Below are 17,260 nucleotides of genomic sequence, written 5' to 3'. Positions count from 1 at the left end.
AACCTAACGGCCCAGCGGCATCACCAGCTCCACCCGGTGCCCATCTGGATCCGCAACAACAGCGCGCCGTCCCCACTCGCTGTCAGCAGCAGCCGTAATGATCGTGCCACCTGCCTCCACCAGCCCATCCAGATACGAATCCACCCCATCCATGCTAAAACCAATGCGCACACCGGCCGTGGAACCTGCCTTCGCACTCGCAGGATAAATCTCAAACACATACCCACCCGCAAATGGCTGGGCCGCGAGATGCTCCGGACCCGAACCATGCCGATGCCGCTCGAAGCTCAGACCCAGCACACGATAGAAACGCTCCGCACGATCAAGATCCGCGGAACGAATGACGACCAGATTCAGCAATGGCGGAGGCATCATGATCTCCAGACGTTGAGAAACTCCATGCTTCCCGGCTCCTCGAATGACCCCTCGCAGCGGCATAGGAAGCCGTGCGCCCAGAGAAAGCCACGATCCGCCGCACCATAAATCAAGCTGCCGCCCTGACCATCCGGAACCGGCCCCAAGAAAGAAAACAAAACCTCTGCGCGCTCGCTCGCCGGCAGACTCGAGTAGCCGCTCAGGTCCAATTCCATCACCTCGCCTTCTTCCCCTTCCTCCACCTCGAGCGGACGGAGCTTGAAGCAGCAAGTCCAGTCGATCTGACCTTCCGCGCTCAAAAGCCTGCTCATGGGATACCCGGGGCGATCCTCGCCTCCCTCCAAGTAAGGACGCATCTCCTCAGCCCAGAGCGACAAGCGCCGGACGTAAGCCCGGGGAACGACCTTGGCACCCGGCCCATCGTGGATCTTCTCCACCACGATCCGCTCGAGAATGTTGAACCCTGCTGTTTCGATTCCCATCATGTCCTTACCCTTCATTCTTGTCTTCCGCTCCGAGCTCAAGTTCGTCGCAGCGAATCACGATCTCCTCGCCGCGGATGTCGTCTTCGTAGACCGAGAAAATCCATTCCACCCGCCGGCAATTCTCCGCGCGAGTCTGCACCGTGTAAAAGCTTCCATTCAGACCGGATCGGGACCGGGCTTTGGCCAACGCCGTAGCCAACCGCAGCTCCTCCAGTTCATCCTCATTGAGCAAGCCAATCCCTTCACCCGCCAAACAAGACTCGTCATGGAGCATGCCGGATCCAAAGCCTTCGTGACTCGGAGTGTAAGGATGCCGATTCGCGATGAACAGCGGCGGCCCGTCCGTCTTCGCCCATGAGTAGTCGCCATCCCGAGCCTCATCCCAGATCCACTGGATGAATCCCACACAAGCACCCTCATCCCACCAGACGAGGTCGCCTGCTTGGATCGGTGTGCCAACGGGGTAGTTCATGGGCGGCGGCCTCTACCCAAGCAACTCGCCATGCCTGCGGCAAGCCAAGGGATGACGAGGCCGACGAGCTGTAATCGATGATGCGGCGATCACATGATCAAGCAAACCACCTCACCCATCATCCACCCCATCGTCCTCTTCCTTCCCTCCCTTCTTCTTCCCCTTCCCCGCCGCAGCAGCCTTCGCCTTCGGTGCCGCCAGCGCACCGACACGATCCGCCCACGCCTGCCACTCCTTCGCCAGTGATGCCACCAGCTCCGGCTTCTTCGCCGCCAGGTCATTCATCTCACACGGATCCGCCAGAATGTCGTAGAGCTCCCACTTCGCCTCCTCCGGAAAGCGCTTCCCCTTCACCAGCTTCCACTGCCCCTTGCGAATCGCATAGGCCCCCTCATGCTGGAAGCACAGCGCCCGCTCCGGCAGCGCTGCCGTGCTGCGGAAGGTCGGCGTCAGGCTGATCCCCTCCATCGGCTGCACCTGGTGCCCGTCCCGCATCTTCGGATACGTCGCACCACCCACCTCCGCCAGCGTCGGCATCAAATCCATCACATGCGCCGGATCACGGACCCACCTGTTAGAATCTTTGATCCCCTGCGGCCAGTGCACGATGAATGGCGTGATGATCCCGCCCTCATGCGTGAAGTGCTTGTAGAGCCGGAACGGCGTATTGCCCAGATTCGCCCATCCCGAGCCATACGACATGTGCGTCCCCGGCCCGCCCATCTTCTCCAGCTCCTTGCCCTCGTGCAGCACGTTCTTCCCCGCGCCCGATTCGCCATCGAATCCAAACGGACCCCACTCATAGCACGCACCATTGTCGGAAAGCAGCAGGATCAGCGTGTTCTCATAGCTGCCGTTCTCCTTCAGCTGCTTCACGATCCGCCCCATCCCGTCGTCCACATGCTTCACCATCGCCGCATACAGCGCCATCCGGTGCGCCAGATCCTCGCGCCGCGGCGCATCCAGCGATTTCCAATCCGGATTCGGCTTCCCCGGATAGCCATTCGCCCGCGCCGGCGGAGCTACCGGAACGATCGATAGCGGACTCAGCTTCCACCCGTCGCTATTGATCAGCCCGATCTCCTTCATCTTCTTGAACCGCTCCTCCCGCAGCGCATCCCATCCTCTACGATAAGTCTCGTAGAAAGGCGCCGCCGACTTCTCCGGCGCCTGGATCGGGAAATGCGCCGCCGAATACGCCAGATACAGGAACCACGGCTGCTCCTTCTTCTTCCCCGCCTGCTTGATGAACTCCTGCGCGTAATCGCCGAAAACATCCGTCGCGTAAAACTTCCCCGGCTCATACTTCAGCTGCTCGTGATCCGCCGGCAGCCGCTTGTAATTCCGCGGATCCCACTGCCCCGCCGAGTGCCCGTTCGTGAAGCCATAGAATTCATCGAACCCACGCGCCACCGGACTCGCCTCCGGCGAATTCCCCACATGCCACTTCCCCACCATGTAGGTCTGGTAGCCCGCCCCCTTCAGCACCTCCGGCAGCGTCGCCGTATCCTGGCTCAGCTGCCCGCTGAAATTCGGAATCCCCGCTTGCGCCGGATGCAGCCCCGTCAGCAACGAAGCCCGCGACGGACAGCACCGCGCCGAGTTCGCCATATGCGTGAACCGCAGCCCGCCCTTCGCCAGTGCATCGATGTTCGGCGTCGGAATCTCCCCGCCATAGCAACCCAAGTCGCTGTAACCAAGGTCATCTAACAAAACGAGCAGGATATTCGGCTTCGAAGCAGCCGAAACGGAGCCAATGGCGCCCGCCGCAGCGAGCACAAGGGTGACAGCAAACAAGGATTTCATGATCAAAGAAACGTCTGGTTCAGCGGAAGCCCGCTGGGAGCGCGGAGCCTCCGGCCCGCAGAAGCAAGATAGCGGCCATGGAAAACGTGCGTGACCGAATCGAAATACGAATCTCACCACCCAGGCGCGCCTCATGACCGCGGCGCAGCCGCCCTTGGACTGCTGGGATCATTCCCAGCTTTCGAGTGAAGGGTGAACCGTGCCGTTCATGTGGAGAGAAGGGAGCCATGAGGATCGCGTTAGGCATTGAAGAGCAGCAGCAGGCAAACTCACTCCTCTTCATCCCCACCCTCCGCACTATTCCTCTTCGCCCCCTTCACCATCTGCTCCAGCCGCGCGCGCATCTCCGCCACCTTCTCCGGCTTCGCTTCCGCCAGGTTGTTCTTCTCCGAAATATCCTCCGCCAGATTATAGAGCTCAAACCTCGGCCCCCTCTTCCCTTCAGCCGCATCCCCACCGCCATTGGCACCAGCCCTCGCCTTCGCCCTCGGCCCGTTTGGCCTGCCCGCACCCGGCCCCTGCGGCCCCATAAACCGAATCAGCTTCCAATCCCCCATCCGCACCGCGATCCGCGCCGGCTGCGAACCTAACAACAGCGCATCCCGCGCCGGCGGCTCCCCCTTCGTCAGCAGCGGCCAGATATCCATCCCATCCACCGGCAGCGCCTGCTTCGCATCCGCACCCGTCAGCTTCACCAGCGTCGGATACCAATCGCTCACATGCACCGGCGTCTCGATCTTCTTCCCCGCCGCGATCTTCCCCGGGTAAACCACGAACGCCGACGACCGCACCCCGCCCTCATACGTCGTCGCCTTCCCCGCACGCAGCGGCGTGTTCATCGTATAGTCGCCCGGATTCACCCCGCCATTGTCGCTGGAGAAAATGATGATCGTATTCTCCTCCATCTTCTTCTCCCCCAGCGCCGCCACCACACGCCCGATCGACTCATCCACCACCGACAGCATCGCCGCCAGCGTCTGCCGGTGCGGCGGCAGATCCTTGTAGGGCTCCTTGTACTTCTCCGGCGCCTGGAAAGGCCCATGCACCCCATTGAAAGGCACATACAGGAACAGGGGCTTGCCCTCCTCCTGCGCCTTCACCAGCCGCACCGCCTCATTGCCGATCAGCGTCGTGCTGTAGCCCTCCTCCTTCAGCGGCTGGTCATCCCGATACCACTCCACGCGACCCGCACGCACATGCGTGAAGTAATCGATCTGCCCATACCAGATCCCGTACTGGTGATCGAAGCCCCGGTTCATCGGCCGATACTCCGGAGTCGATTCCCCAATGTGCCACTTCCCACAAATCGCTGTCGTATACCCCGCCGTCTTCAGCGCCTGCGGCAGCGTCCGCTCCTCCAGCGGCAGCCCGCCCTTCGAATCCGGCTTCAGCGCCCCATACACCCCGTGGTGCACCGGCAGCCGCCCTGTTAGAAGCGTCGCCCGCGTCGTCGAGCACAGCGGCTGCACGTAGTATGACCCGAAGGTCGACCCCTTCGCCGCCAACGCATCGATGTTCGGCGTCTTGATATCCTTCCCCCCATTGAACCCGCAATCCGCGAACCCCATGTCATCCACCAGGAAATAAACGATGTTCGGCTTCGACGAGGGCGCCGCCACAGCCTCCTCCGCCCCAACCGGGCAAAGAACGGCCGCCAACGCACAAGTCAGCACAGCGAGAAAGCGAATGGGCATGACCGGGAATTTCGCGAAGCCCCCAAGTGTGGCGCGAAATCTAGGAAAATGCCGCCAACAATCCCGGCGGCCCTGAGGAGGGGGGACACTCCTGTCCCCCCGTAAAATCCTGAATGACAAACTCCCCACTGCCACCAATCTCGCCACGCCCTATCACCCCGCAATGGGTGACTTCCTCGACCCCTCCGGCGAGATCCACCGCTATGGCGACCGGCTTCCCCACTGGGAGCAAGGCGAGTCCATGCAGTTCATCACCTTCCGCCTCGGCGACGCAATGCCTGAGGAAAAACTCACGCTCTGGAAAGCCCAACGAAAAGTCTGGCTGACCCATCACCCCCTACCATGGTCACCGGAAACCGAAGCCGAGCACCATCGCGAGTTCACCCGCAAGCTGGAGCGCTGGCTCGATGAAGGCCACGGCTCCTGCTTCTTCCGCGACGAGCGTTACCGCAAGGTATTGGAGCAGACCCTGATGCACGATCACGGCAATCGCGCCGACCATCACGCATGGGTCATCATGCCAAATCATGTGCATCTGCTGTTTGCACCGAAGGCTCCGCTGAAAAAATTGCTCCAAAGCTGGAAGGGCATTTCCGCCCGAGGCGTTGGCAAAGGCAGGATCTGGCAGAAAAACTACCGCGACACCCTCATCCGCGATGAGGACCATTTCGTGAATGCAGTCAGGTACATCCGCCGGAATCCCGCCAAGTTACCACCGGGGACCTTCACCCTGTGGCAAAGCGAGCGCGCACTACGGGTTCCGTAGGAACCCGCTGAGGAGAGGGGACACTCCTGTCCCCTCTTCAAACACGGGACGACAAGAGTCTCGTCCCTCCTCAGCCCCAAACCCGCCATTTTGATACTTTTTTTACGCCCCCTTCCGGCTCTTTGACTACCCGGATCCGCTAGCCGTGTGACCATTCCCCCACGTCACCGACGCACCATCCCACCGCCCCGCATGAAGCGCCCCCTACCCATCCCCCTTCGCGTGCTCCGCATCGCCGGCATCGCCGCCGTCGCCGGGTTCGCCATACACGGATGGGATGACAAAAAGGAAAAGCCGCCCATCCCGGACGAAAAACGCGTCGCCATGATCGATCTCGAAGACAAGCAATCCGGCCCCGGCTACTTCCACGCCGACTCCGCCACGCAGCCCGACGAAAACGGCATCCGCTGGCTCGAGCCCGATCAGGCCAAGCAGCAGATCGACCGCGTCCTGCACGATCGGAAGCTGGATGAAAGCAACCGCAAGCAGCTCGCCAAACTCATCGGCGAAGTCTCCGAGCCCTACCCCTCCCGCACCATCGGAGGGAACCGCATCAACATCGCCCGCCTCAATGTCGCACTCGATGCGATGCCCCGGTGAATCGATGACGATCGAAGGTCCGCACGCAAGGCGCGCGCAGACCTGTTAGAAAAGACAGCCCCAGAATGACACCACCCTCCCGAAGCCATCCCGCCTGCACGCCCCGCGTGCGGGCTCGCGGAGCGTACACAAAGTGGTCCGCACGCGCCGCGCGCAGTCAACGCCTCCCTCCACTTCGCCGCCTACGAAGAACCTCAAGTTCTACAATCGCCTTCAAAACCGCTTCGGCCTAACGCTTCCCACCCTTCCCGTTTTCTCCTGACCATGACTACGACATCTGACGGTCACTCACACCGCTCACCCGCCCTCGCCGCCGCCACGCTCGCGGCGCTTGGCATTGTCTTCGGCGACATCGGCACCAGCCCGCTGTATGCCTTCCGCGCCTGCTTCTCCGGCAGCCACGGCGCACCCATCCATCCGGAGAATCTCATTGGCGCCGCCTCCCTCATTGTCTGGTCGCTGATCCTCGTCGTATCGCTGAAGTACCTCTTCATCATCCTCCGCCTCGATAACAAGGGCGAGGGCGGCATCCTCGCACTCTCCGCCCTCATTCGCGCCTGCAAGCGACGCGCCGGCATGATCGAGCCGAAGTTCGTCCTCCTGTTAGGCCTCGCCGGTGCCGCACTGATTTACGCAGACGGCATGCTCACGCCCGCCATCTCCGTGCTCAGCGCTGTGGAGGGCCTCTCCGTCAGCGCCCCGGTGGTGGAGCACTGGATCATCCCCATCTGCGTCGGCATTCTCGTCGCTCTCTTCTCCATCCAGCGCCACGGCACCGGCAAGGTCGGCGTCATCTTCGGCCCCATCGTCATGGTCTGGTTCGGCACGCTCGGCGCACTCGGCATCGCCAAGCTCATCCATAACCCGGAAGTCCTGAAGGCCATCAGCCCGCATGCCGGCTTCATGTTCCTGATCCATGAATGGGAGCACGCCTTCCCGCTGCTCGCCTCCGTTTTCCTCGCCGTCACCGGTGGCGAGGCCCTCTATGCCGACCTCGGCCACTTCGGCGTGAAGCCCATCCGCATGGCATGGTTCACCGTCGTCTTCCCCGGCCTCGCGCTGAACTACCTCGGCCAGGCCGCCCTGCTCATCGAGGACCCCTCAGCCATCCGCGCGCCCTTCTTCCTGCTCGCGCCCGAGTTCCTGCGCTTCCCGCTCACCATCCTCGCCACCCTCGCTGCCGTCATCGCAAGCCAGGCCCTCATCTCCGGCGCCTATTCTCTCACAGGCCAGGCCGTCCAACTCGGCGTGCTCCCGCGCGTGAAAATCCGCTACACCTCCGAGCACTCCGCCGGACAGATCTACGTGCCCTCCGTGAATCACCTGCTCGCCGTCGCGTGCATCCTGCTCGTGCTCGCGTTCAAGACCTCCTCCGCCCTCGAGGCCGCCTACGGCATCGCCATCGCCCTCACCATGACCATCACCTCCATGCTCTTCTACTCCGCCGCGATCTCCGCGTGGGGATGGAGCAAGCTGAAGGCCGGCCTGCTCACCGCCGCCTTCCTCACCGTCGATGGCGCCTTCCTCGCCGCGAATGCTCACAAGATCATCGAAGGTGGCTGGCTGCCCCTCGTCGTCGGAGGCATCATCTTCGCCCTCATGATCACCTGGATGTGGGGACGCGAGCGCCTCTATCGCCGCCTCACAAAGGACGCCCTCCCCATTGATGGCCTTCTAACAGAACTCAAGCGCGGCCACATCCACCGCGTCTCCGGCACCGCCGTCTACATGAGCGGCCGCGGCAATACCGTCCCCACCGCCCTCCTCCACAATCTCAAGCACAACCAGGTCCTCCACGAACGCGTCGTCCTCCTCCACGTCCAGACCCTCGACCAACCGCACGCCAACCCGTGCGAATCCATCGAGCACAGCGACCAGGGCGAGGGCATCCACCGCGTCACCCTCAGCTTCGGCTTCGCCGACACGCCCGACGTTCCCGTCGCGCTCAAGGCCGGCCTGCCCGAGGAAATCAAGTTCCACCCCGGCAAGGCCACCTACGTCCTCGGCCGCGAAACCTACGGCGTCGGCCGCAAGGCCAGCGCCCTCGAACACCTCCGCCTCGCCGTCTTCGCCGCCATGGCCCGCAATGCCTCCCCCGCCACCGCCTACTTCCGCCTCCCCCCCGGCCGCGTCGTCGAGCTCGGCGCACAGATCACCCTGTGATCCCGAAGCGACCCGCGAGCCCTGAGGAGCGGCGACACTCCTGTCGCCCTCTTCTCAAAACTCCTCAGGCGGAACCTCAGCTCGTCGTTCGCGGTTAGGCGCCGTCGGCTCATCCGCCGGCAAAGCCGCCACCGCAATCTGAACCCCCACGAAAGCAATCCCCACCGCAATCGTCAGCACAGCCTCCGCCCGGGTGCCCGTCATCACCTCATGGACCACGAGCGCCAGAACCAGAGGCACCACCAGAAAGTAGATCACCTTCGGCGAGACAATCGCGCCGAGCACACTCCGGCTCCACCACCAGCGGGCGTCCTCGTGACCGGGAGAGTCATGCGTGTTCATCGTTCTGGCGAGATGCGACCAGTCTTCATCAAGCTTTGCCGCCACGCTGGGCACCGGCACGAGGGATCACAAGGGAGAATCAACCATCATCCACCCCGACCTACGACTCCGCCCTCACCACCTCCAGCCGCCCCGCATCCACCAGCGAATCCCTCCCACACCTCACCCTCCGCTCTTCCACCGCATCCCGCTGCCGGATCGCCTCCAGCTCCAGATCCGCAAACCGAACACCCTCCCACTCCGGAAACGCCGGCGCCAACTCCCCCAGCATCACCCACAGCATTCGCTTCCCCTGGATCCCCAGCGCCAGCATCTCCAGCGCCTCCAACATCCCGAGCTCTCCCGGCTCCATGCCTTCCCACTTCAACTTCAGCTGGCTCACTCCCGCGGTCAGCTTCCCCGCCACTTGCAGCGCCGTGCTTTCCTCCAGCCCGGCGCGATCGAGCAGCTCCCGCAACTGCACACGATCCGCTTCCACCTTTTCCCTCAGCGCGCGGAAAAACTCCGCCTCTCCCGGATCCTCCTGACGGCTCGCCAGATCATCGATGAGTTTCACCGCCCCCGCCGATCCCGCCAGATGGTCATTCAGGTAGCGCTGCAATTCATGATCCATAGCCGTAGTTCAGTGATAAATTGAGAAGCCCCACTTTCATTTCCGCGCCTCCGCAGCACCCGCCTCCGTGAAGGGCAGCAAGCTCTCGATCTCTCGCCGGATCTCATCCTCGATTCCCGCCCTCAGCAATACCCCCTCTTTCTCACGCGAACCATAAACTGATTCCACGAGCAGCGGCGGCAAGCAAAGCACCACCTCCTCCGAAGGCGTCGCCATCCATCGGAACTGCGGTCTGAAAGTGAAGCGCCGCACCACGCGTTCCACGACTTTGCGCAAGCCGCCCGGCACCACTCGTGAGTTGAGGACGATTTCCATGATGCTTGGAAAAGAGCACAACTCATGCTCCCTTCAACTCACTGATGAACAGTCGCACGCCACCCGTCCCGCGCTGCGATTTGCCGCATCCCCTTTGCAGACCGCCCTTGCGGTGTCCTTTCAAGCAAGGCCTTTCACCGCTAAAAGACAGCCCCCGATAACGAAAAAAACGTCACTTCGCATCGCGTCACCCGATGACCGGTGACCATCCGCCCGCCTCATCCCGTGCTTCCCTCCCACCCGCCTTTCCGCTAGAACGCGGACGAGATGAAAACCCTGCTGTTCCTCGCCTTCCTGGCGACCTCCTTCCCCGGCCATGCGGCCGACCGCGACATCGGCACCATCGTCGCCACCGAGAAAGCCGCACCCACCGCCCCCAAGGTCACCGTCAGCTACGTCTACGATGGCAAGAGCCAGCTCTTCCTCACCCTCGGGAACATCGCCATGAACGCCGGCACCAAGGGCATCGCCGGCACCCTCTTCGCCAACAAGTCCGCCATCCTCATCAATCCCAAGGAGCGCTACGACGACACCGGCAAGGTCGAGGACGTCAATTGGTCCTACACCATCCGCTACGTCATCCCGAACGTGAAGCCCGGCGTCTACACCCTCGTCCACGACGACACCGCCGCCGAAGGCGTCGACCGCATCACCCGCACCGTCCTCGATCTAACAAAAGCCGTCAAGGCCACCACCGCCGTCACCTTCAAGGACGACGCCACCAAAAAGCCCGGAGAGCCAGCGAAGCAAAAGGAAGAGCCCTACCCCGACCCACCCATCCCCCAGATCAAGCCCGAGACCGAAGTCCCGGCGGAGGGTGCGACGAAGGCAGAGCCGAAGTGAATTCACACCCACTCCGCAAGAATGCCCCTGACCACTTGGTCCCGGATCGCTGAACCGGCATGATTCCCCTCGACGAGGCGATTTGGCACCAGCTCAGTTGCCACAACATCACCGGCCGAGAGTTCGCGAAAATCCTCAAGGGATACTATGCGGGAACAATTCCCGGGAGAAAAGCCCTTCAGGAGGACCTTCTCCAATGCATCTGCGGCGGCAATGTCTACGACTCGGCTCTCGCCGCAGCGCCGCATCTGACTCATCTCGCTTCTCGTTGCGATCCTTCCTCGGCAGCCGTCATGCTGGAGTTTGCCGCCATGGCCATTGCGGAGGCGAGCACGGGGAACGGACCCCGGTTTGATCCACGCTTGACCGGCCCGCTTCGCGAAGCCGCCTGCGCTGGTGTGATCGAGACCATGAGAGTGCTGGAATCACCGAATCTGGACACCTTCACACGGGAGGAAATGGAGGCCGCACTGCTCGCCTTTTCCGGAGATATCGAAGGCTACCGGAATGCGATCGCGGAGATCAATGCATGGTGGGAGGGATGGTCTAGTTCCCCGCAGCAAGTGACGGAGATGCCTGCGCCGCTCCCCCGAAACGAGGTGATTTGGGGTGATAATTCCCCTTCCTCGCAGACCTCCAGCGGCGAGGAGTGATCGCATTCGGAAAATTCGGATCCCACCCTGGAACACCTTCCCCCCTCGCGAAATCCTTGCCCGGAGGTAGATTCTTTCATCCACCTCGCCACCATCCAGACTCCACCATGACCCGCCGGGAAAGAGACCAGCAGATCGACGCCGCGGTGCGCGCCCACCACTCCGGCCTCCGCTACTTCATCCGCTCGCTCGGCGTGAATGACGCCTGGGTCGACGACCTCGCCCAGGAGACCTTCGTCATCGCCCACCGCAAGTGGGAGGAGCTCGACAATCCCGAGAACGCCCCCGGCTGGTTCCGCACCATCGCCCGGAATCTCGTCATGAACGAGCTCACCAAGACCGGCCGCCGCCAGCGCCTGCTCGATGAAAAGATCACCGGCATCATCATCGCCGCCGAGCCCACCGCACCCGCCCCCGGCGTCCTCCAGGACGCCGAGATCCGTCACGAGGCCCTCCGCGAATGCCTCGCCAATCTTCCCGAAAACATCCGCCGCGTCATCCACGCCCGCTACTACGATGACCGGAATGCCAGCGAGATCGGCGACGACCTCTCCATGAATCCCGCCTCCGTCCGCAAGCTCCTCTTCCACGCCCGCAAGGCGCTCGCCGACTGCCTCGTCGCCAAGCACATCAACGCCTGAATCGCCTCCCTCCATGAACTCACCGCAAGCCGACCACGGCAGCACCGACTTCGAACTACTGTGCGCGCAGTACTTGGACGGCACCCTCGACGACCTCAGCCGCGAGCGCCTCGCCGCACTCCTCGAGTCCGATCCCCAGGCCATCGCCACCCTCCGCTCCCAGCTCCTCGTCTCCGGCGCACTCGCCCGCCTCAAGCCCGAGCTCAGCGACGAAACCTTCCTCCGCTCCGTCCTCCCCCACCTCAACACCATCGCCGGCGAAGAAGACGACACTTTCCCGAACCGCGTCCAAAACACCATCCGCTTCCAGCGCCGGAAGCGCATCACCCTCGCCGCAGCAGCCGCCATCGCCCTCGCCGCCGGCCTTGCACTCTCCATGCGCGGCACCGTCGTCGCCACCCGCTACGATGGCGAGGAAACCGCCAGGCAAGTCCGCACCGGCCAAAAGCTCATCTTCTCCACCGGCGTCTCCCGCATGGAATTCACCAATGGCGCCGTCGTCGCCATCGAGGCACCCGCCGAGCTCACCATCCGCTCGCAGGATGAAGTCGAGCTCGCCCACGGCCGTCTCAATGCCTGGTGCCCGGAGACCGCCCACGGCTTCCGCGTCGTCACCACCTCCGCCACCGTCACCGACCTCGGCACCTCCTTCGGCGTCTCCGCCAGCCCCGATGGCACCGCCGACGTCCTCGTCCTCGATGGCAAGGTCGTCGTCCAGAACGACAACGTGAAGCGCCAGATCGAACGCGGCGCCGCCATCCGCGCCACCAGCGACACCAAGCTCAGCGACGTCGCCTTCGAGCCCTCACCCTACCAGCGCACCTGGCCCGTCGCCTCCGGCATCCGCTCCACCCGCGGCGAAGTCATCCCCGCACCACCCGGCACCCCCGAATCACTCGCCGCCCTCGAGAATGACAACCAGATCCTCGTCATCCCCGAGCGCCGCGACTTCAAGCCCGCCAAATCCATCCCCGTCGATATCATCGAGCCCGGCACCTACGATGGCCAGAACCTCAGCGCCCCCTACAAGATCACCCCACCCGCCGGCAAACGCGTCCGCAGCTACCTGCTCCGTTACAATCCCGTCGGCCAAAGCATGGGCTTGGAATACCTCCGCAATTTCCAGGGCTCCGTCACCTTCGACCGCCCCGTGCTCGGCATCATCACCCACAGCCAGAAGCTGAATCGCACCGATGCCACCCTCACCCGCTCCCCCCTCCCACAACTCGGCCCCCGCGACGCCGAACTCCGCGGCCTCGAACCCGGCACCAAGACCGCCTCGAAATTCGCCGACCGCGTCGAACTCTCCCCCGACCGCCGCACCATCACCGTCAACTTCTACGCCGACGTCTCCATCGACGAAATCCGCGCCATCACCGAGGATTGAAATAACTTAGAGATTGTGTGGCATGGCTACGGCAATCTCTCCGGTCCCCACCTCGCGTTTAAGTTGCAATACCACTGCGGCGATGTTCGGATGAGATCCTATGACGAATCCCTTCCCGAATGATTCGACGGGGCATTACCCACAAGGCTCCTTTTCGACGGTCCAGCAAGATACTGCCAGATTTGAGGTCCAGAAACCCCGGCGAGAAATGGTGGAGGACTGGTTTTGCGGTCCACTCAGTGAAATGTCGAAAGATCGGCACTCGGCATTCGTGGTAATGATGGTCTCCATAGCGCTATACGAAAAGTATCTCAGGTATTCCACAGCTATGAAGGAGGGGGATAAATTCTCTGACTCTGCGAAAGCCTTTGAATTAATGGCGAGCGAGTTTGGAATTAAAAAGGAAGACTGCTTTGGATTTTGGCAGGATTGGAGAAATGGACTTCTTCATAAGGCGATGCCAAAGATCGAACGTTTTCCGGGTGGTTACGAGATGAGCGGGGACTTTGAGCGGGCACTACACGTGAAAGGCGACAAACTAGAGATCAACCCGTGGAAGTTTAGGGACGTGGTTGTCGAGAAGATCCGTTCCAATGGCAAAATGTGGAACGATGAGGAAAGTCCGTTAGCCAAGATCGTGAAAATAACGAAGGTGAAATAGTAGGAATTAACCGGACTACTGAGGGTTGTTAGAGAAGGTTCCCCTCGCTTCCCCTCCACCGCCATGCATCCTCTTCTTCATGATCAGGATCATCACGGCCATGGCCTGCCTCGCCATCTCCTCCACCCTCGCCGCCGACCCATCCGTCGAAGCCAAGGACGGCAACATCCTCCTCCACACCGACTCCGGCGAAACCAAAACCCTCACCACCTCGGGCAAGGACACCGCCCCCGTCCTCTCCACCGATGGCAATTGGATCGTCTTCATCCGCGCCACCGCCGGAAAGAAAATCCCCACCGGCTCCGGCGAATACGACCCACAGGAACTCTGGCAAATCGACGCAGCCGGCAAGGAACCCGTCCTCCTCGTCAAGCCGCGCGCATCGAATGAAATGAAGGAAGTCATCTCCACCTTCCACAATCTCCAGTTCTCCACCGACGGCCGCTTCGTCTACTTCGACACTCCCGCTTGGACCACCTCCAGCGCCGTCCACGTCGTCGACACCACCAATTCCAAGGAACGCTTCCTCGTCGCCGGCGATGGCGTCAAAGTCATCCCCCGCGGCGAATACCAGGACTGCCTCCTGTTAGGCCAACACCGCTACTTCCTCGGCGGCGGCTCCTACGACTGGCTCTGGCTCTTCCGCCCCGACGGCACCGAGATCGGCCCCGTTGGCGAAGACGCCAAGAACTTCATGGAGACCTACTGCTCCGACAAGACCGAGAAGGACGAGTAGCCAGCCTCAGCCAACAAAACGTAGCGGAAGGGCTGCGCCCTTCCGGCTTCTCGCGCTCCGCCGGAACATCGCCACTCCGATCACTGGCGCGGTTCGTCACGATCACAGCTCCGTCACCTTCAGCCGGAAGAACATGCCACCCGGGCTTGGCGGCACACTCACCGTGATCTCCTCCAGGTCGTAGCTATAGGAGTAGGTATGAACGCCGGGCCCCGAAGTCGGAACGTCCGTCCAGTTCTTCAGATCCGTGCTCCACTGGACCACCTGCAGCGTATGAGCTGCCGAGATCCTGCTGCGCTTGAAGCGGAAGAACGCATTCCCGAAGTCGAAGCCCTGGGTAGGCAGGATGCCGGTGTCGTTGCCACCCGGATTCCCGCCCAGCACGTATTCCATCAGATTGACCATCCCATCGTGGTCCGGATCGCCATCGGCCGTCACATCGCCAAGTCCGGGATACCCCGCCAGCCATTCATCCAGATTCTTTCGCACCACCACGATCTGCTTGCTCGCGGGCAGATGCTTCAGCACGTAGCCGGCAGGCACACCGCTCACCGCCGCGAAGAAGCCGGTGAGGTTCCCCGTGTAGCGGGCGATCACGAAGGTATCCTCATGGAACAACGCATCATGCGTCGCCAGCGTGAGCTCGGAGCCAGTGAGATCGAGGTCACCCGTCACCGCGAGCCAGTCGCTGGAATCGGCGGTAAGCCAACAGCGATAGCTCCCCGAGAGGACCGTGGGACCCGCTTCGATCCCGACCCCCGCAGTGCCGGACGCATCTCCCAGCGTGCCGGCAAGGGTGAGCGGCCCTTGGATGGTGCCGCCACCGTAAAGCACCGCCGCGGGCCCGACTGAGACCGGCCCGCTGCCAAGCGGTGTGGTGCCACTCCGGAGTTCCACGACGCCTGCTTCGATGGTCGTGCCACCCGTGTAGCTGCTGCCCATGCCAGAGAGAATCAGCTTGCCGCTGCCCTTCTTCACCAGCGCGCAGGGACCCGCGATGAAGCCGCCGATGTTGTACTCCTTGCTGCTGTTGTTCACCAGCACGCCAGAAGGGAACACCGTGTTGCCGACGCGCACCAGACCGCCACTCCCGCTGTCGTTGAATTCCACACTGTCACCCCTGTAGAAAACATCAGCGGCAGCTCCTTCATTGGTGGTCGCCCACTTCACCGCGCCATCTTGCCAATAGTCGGAGCCCGCTCCCTTCCAGATCAGCGCCTTCGATCCGATGTCGACCGTGATCAGGTTCGGAGTGAATGCCAGCACCGCCTTCCGATAGTTGAAGGAGGCATCCACGCCCAACTGTGCCGCACCCGTGAGCGTGCCGGTGTAGTGCAGCACCGGGATCGGATCGCCCGCGACCACACCCGGCTTCATGTCCACCGCGACGTAAGACGAGGTTTGAAGGGTCACATTGCCATTCACCGTGAGCGCTTCCCCGGACGTGGGCACCTTGATCTTGCCCAGCGCGGCCATCGTGAGTGAGCCGCCGGTCCCGATCACGCCACTGCCGCCGATCGAGCCGCTTACCGTCACCGCCGTGCCGGCCAGACTACCTGTTAGATTCAGGACCGCACCACTGTTGACCGTGGTGGTGCCGGTGTACGTGCTGGCACCCGAGAGTGTGTAGGTGGTGTCGCTGGTGCCCTCATTGAAAAACGCGATGGAACCCGTCCCGCCGGACTGCCCGATCGCTCCGCTGATCAGGTTCAGCCGCTTGCCGTAGCCCGGCGCATTCACCCGCGTCGCCACCGGTCCGGACAGCGTGACCGGTCCCGTGATCGTGGCATCCGCCAGGATCAGGTTCCCACCCGCCTGCAGGAAACCCTTCCACTGTCCCGTCGGGGAAAAGACCAGCGGATTCGCCACCGTCGCCCCCTCGGCGAACAGCGAGGAGCGGCCTGTTAGATTGATCGCACCGCTACCGGTCTCCTTTCCAGTCACCGCACTGATGCGCGCATTCGAGACCGTGATCGGCCCGGTGAAAGTGCTGCTGTCCCCCGTGAGCTTGAAGTCCGAGTAGCCGTTCGAGCCATTGTTATTCCCCGCGATCGTCAGACCGCCGCTGCCGCTGAAGGCATGCGCGATTTCCGTGACCGTCGTCGAACCGCCGCGTGCCAGCGTGAAGGAGGCACCACCCGCGATCGTCACCGGACCCGTGCCGAGCAATCCGTTCGTGTCAGGCGCAGCCGCATTTCCCACCACCAGTTGGCCGGCAGCGATCGTAAAGCCACCCGTGAAGGAATTGCTCACCCCCATCGTCAGCGTGCCCGCCCCGGTCTTGGTGATGGGCGCCGCACCCGCGAGGATCGTATCCAGCGTGACATCGTTCGCCCCGGTCGCGATCACCGGCGCGCCTGTTAGAGAGACGTTGCCACCCGTCAGGAAATAACCCTGCGCCGTGAAAACCAGCGAACTCGCACTCACCGTCCCTGACACCGTCACCACACCACCGGTCCCGCCGAAGACAGCCTCCGAATCCGCACTCCACGCCGTATCCACCCCACCGCTCGCCGCCGTGTCCCAATTCGCCGGACTCGCCGCCGTGCTCCACGTCCCCACCCCGCCATCCGCATCCACCCCCGTGGAAGTCCCGTCCCAATGGAGACTTGCAGCCTCCAATGGCACAACCGAACTGATGACATAAAGACAAACGCGGGAGAACGAACAGCACTTCAACTTCACGCGCGGGAGTCAAGTGAACCCCA

At 62.6% G+C, this 17,260-nt stretch carries 18 protein-coding genes; 9 read left to right on the top strand and 9 right to left on the bottom strand.

What is annotated here, in order from left to right; all coding sequences use genetic code 11:
* Window positions 1-3: 3 nt before the first annotated feature.
* The 5 genes from WKV53_RS14820 to WKV53_RS14800 form a co-directional block, all read right to left on the bottom strand.
* Window positions 4-375, bottom strand: a complete 372-nt coding sequence (locus tag WKV53_RS14820; protein ID WP_341405540.1) for a VOC family protein — start codon at window positions 373-375, stop codon at window positions 4-6.
* A complete protein-coding gene (locus tag WKV53_RS14815) occupies window positions 372-860 on the bottom strand; it encodes a hypothetical protein (RefSeq protein WP_341405539.1) in 489 nt (162 codons plus the stop codon). Before WKV53_RS14815 ends, WKV53_RS14820 begins: the two co-directional genes overlap by 4 nt.
* Before the next feature lie 4 nt (window positions 861-864).
* Complete coding sequence (locus WKV53_RS14810) at window positions 865-1,332, bottom strand: hypothetical protein (protein WP_341405537.1); 468 nt, start codon at window positions 1,330-1,332, stop codon at window positions 865-867.
* A 111-nt stretch (window positions 1,333-1,443) separates the two neighbouring features.
* The gene (locus WKV53_RS14805) at window positions 1,444-3,138 is read right to left on the bottom strand and encodes an arylsulfatase (protein WP_341405536.1); all 1,695 of its coding nucleotides are present in this window, start codon (window positions 3,136-3,138) and stop codon (window positions 1,444-1,446) included.
* Between the two features lie 269 nt (window positions 3,139-3,407).
* Window positions 3,408-4,832, bottom strand: a complete 1,425-nt coding sequence (locus tag WKV53_RS14800; RefSeq protein WP_341405534.1) for an arylsulfatase B — start codon at window positions 4,830-4,832, stop codon at window positions 3,408-3,410.
* A 163-nt stretch (window positions 4,833-4,995) separates the two neighbouring features.
* Here WKV53_RS14800 and WKV53_RS14795 point away from each other — a divergent pair, with 163 nt between their 5' ends.
* The 3 genes from WKV53_RS14795 (at window position 4,996) to WKV53_RS14785 (ending at window position 8,361) form a co-directional block, all read left to right on the top strand.
* Window positions 4,996-5,598 carry a transposase gene (locus tag WKV53_RS14795; RefSeq protein ID WP_341405532.1) on the top strand — a complete coding sequence of 201 codons (603 nt, stop codon included), beginning with the start codon at window positions 4,996-4,998 and terminating at the stop codon, window positions 5,596-5,598.
* 192 nt (window positions 5,599-5,790) lie between these two features.
* Entirely contained in the window at window positions 5,791-6,198 is a 408-nt protein-coding gene (locus WKV53_RS14790; RefSeq protein ID WP_341405529.1) for a potassium-transporting ATPase subunit C, read from the top strand.
* Between the two features lie 264 nt (window positions 6,199-6,462).
* Window positions 6,463-8,361: a potassium transporter Kup gene (locus WKV53_RS14785; protein WP_341405528.1), complete on the top strand. Its 1,899-nt coding sequence runs from the start codon at window positions 6,463-6,465 to the stop codon at window positions 8,359-8,361.
* Between the two features lie 54 nt (window positions 8,362-8,415).
* On the opposite strand, the gene WKV53_RS14780 is transcribed toward WKV53_RS14785, so the two are convergent.
* Genes WKV53_RS14780 through WKV53_RS14770 form a run of 3 tightly spaced genes read right to left on the bottom strand, consistent with a single transcriptional unit; the run spans window position 8,416 to window position 9,631 of the window.
* Complete coding sequence (locus WKV53_RS14780; protein WP_341405526.1) at window positions 8,416-8,763, bottom strand: hypothetical protein; 348 nt, start codon at window positions 8,761-8,763, stop codon at window positions 8,416-8,418.
* A 40-nt stretch (window positions 8,764-8,803) separates the two neighbouring features.
* Window positions 8,804-9,316 carry a hypothetical protein gene (locus tag WKV53_RS14775; protein ID WP_341405524.1) on the bottom strand — a complete coding sequence of 171 codons (513 nt, stop codon included), beginning with the start codon at window positions 9,314-9,316 and terminating at the stop codon, window positions 8,804-8,806.
* Between the two features lie 36 nt (window positions 9,317-9,352).
* Window positions 9,353-9,631, bottom strand: coding sequence for a hypothetical protein (locus tag WKV53_RS14770; RefSeq protein ID WP_341405522.1), 279 nt, complete (start codon window positions 9,629-9,631; stop codon window positions 9,353-9,355).
* 267 nt (window positions 9,632-9,898) lie between these two features.
* Between WKV53_RS14770 and WKV53_RS14765 the strand changes: the two genes are divergently transcribed.
* The 6 genes from WKV53_RS14765 to WKV53_RS14740 all read left to right on the top strand — a co-directional run bounded on the left by WKV53_RS14765 (window position 9,899) and on the right by WKV53_RS14740 (window position 14,552).
* Entirely contained in the window at window positions 9,899-10,474 is a 576-nt protein-coding gene (locus WKV53_RS14765; protein ID WP_341405520.1) for a hypothetical protein, read from the top strand.
* 59 nt (window positions 10,475-10,533) lie between these two features.
* Window positions 10,534-11,127: a hypothetical protein gene (locus WKV53_RS14760; RefSeq protein WP_341405518.1), complete on the top strand. Its 594-nt coding sequence runs from the start codon at window positions 10,534-10,536 to the stop codon at window positions 11,125-11,127.
* Between the two features lie 107 nt (window positions 11,128-11,234).
* A complete protein-coding gene (locus tag WKV53_RS14755; protein ID WP_341405516.1) occupies window positions 11,235-11,768 on the top strand; it encodes an RNA polymerase sigma factor in 534 nt (177 codons plus the stop codon).
* Between the two features lie 13 nt (window positions 11,769-11,781).
* Window positions 11,782-13,155: a FecR domain-containing protein gene (locus WKV53_RS14750; protein WP_341405515.1), complete on the top strand. Its 1,374-nt coding sequence runs from the start codon at window positions 11,782-11,784 to the stop codon at window positions 13,153-13,155.
* Window positions 13,156-13,255: 100 nt separating this feature from the next.
* Window positions 13,256-13,816: a hypothetical protein gene (locus tag WKV53_RS14745; protein WP_341405513.1), complete on the top strand. Its 561-nt coding sequence runs from the start codon at window positions 13,256-13,258 to the stop codon at window positions 13,814-13,816.
* A gap of 79 nt (window positions 13,817-13,895) precedes the next feature.
* A complete protein-coding gene (locus WKV53_RS14740) occupies window positions 13,896-14,552 on the top strand; it encodes a TolB family protein (protein WP_341405511.1) in 657 nt (218 codons plus the stop codon).
* Between the two features lie 102 nt (window positions 14,553-14,654).
* Here WKV53_RS14740 and WKV53_RS14735 read toward each other — a convergent pair whose 3' ends face one another.
* A complete protein-coding gene (locus WKV53_RS14735; RefSeq protein ID WP_341405509.1) occupies window positions 14,655-17,237 on the bottom strand; it encodes an autotransporter-associated beta strand repeat-containing protein in 2,583 nt (860 codons plus the stop codon).
* Window positions 17,238-17,260: the final 23 nt, after the last annotated feature.

It is taken from the genome of Luteolibacter sp. Y139 (genome assembly GCF_038066715.1).
Taxonomy (GTDB): Bacteria; Verrucomicrobiota; Verrucomicrobiia; order Verrucomicrobiales; family Akkermansiaceae; genus Haloferula; species Haloferula soli.
This window is presented reverse-complemented; position numbering and strand designations above follow the sequence as displayed.